Genomic DNA, 647 nt, shown 5'->3' with positions numbered 1-647 from the left:
AGCCCAGCTGCTGGACGGTACTGAGCAGTCCCGAGGCTGAACCGGCGTCGCGCACCGGCACGTCGGTGAGGACGAGATCGATCATCGGAGCGACGACGAGACCAAACCCGACGCCTGCGACGATGAGCGGGGACACCATCTGCCACGAATCGATCTCCGGTCCAGAGCGGGAAGCCACCCAGAGGTAGGCCACGAACCCGGCGGCGTTCAACAATGCCCCGGCCATCAGCACGCGTCGCCCGAACCTCGGGGTGAGCACCTGCACCGACAACCCCGACCCGGCACCGGCGCCGACTGCGAACGAGGCGGCCGTGAGCCCGGCCCGCAACGGCGTCCACCCCAGCCCGACCTGCATATAGAGGGTCCACACCAGGAAGAACCCGCCGAGAGCGACCCAGAAGATCAGCCACATCGCCATCCCTACCGTGAATGCCCGCGCCTGGAACAGGTTCAGCACCACCAACGGCGATCCCACCGTCCGCGTGCGTCGTCGCTCATAGGCGACGAACACCGCCAGCACCAACGCTCCACCCGCCATGAGCAGGAACGTCCATGCCGGCCACCCAAGGCTCCGCCCCTCGGTCAGCGGGTAGACGAGCATCAGGATCGCCGCGACGGCCAACGCCATGCCGATCAGATCGAGCCTG

General features: G+C 67.5%; 1 protein-coding gene. It reads right to left on the bottom strand.

Translation table 11 applies throughout. The annotated features are described in order from the left end of the window. Positions 1 to 647: MFS transporter (locus tag ELR45_RS37115; protein ID WP_205856172.1), on the bottom strand; the 647-nt coding region annotated here is incomplete at both ends.

Origin of the sequence: Phytoactinopolyspora endophytica, assembly GCF_004138495.1 — a bacterium.
Taxonomy (GTDB): domain Bacteria; phylum Actinomycetota; class Actinomycetes; order Jiangellales; family Jiangellaceae; genus Phytoactinopolyspora; species Phytoactinopolyspora endophytica.
The sequence above is the reverse complement of the archived record's forward strand: the minus strand, read 5'-3'. Positions and strand labels throughout refer to the sequence as shown.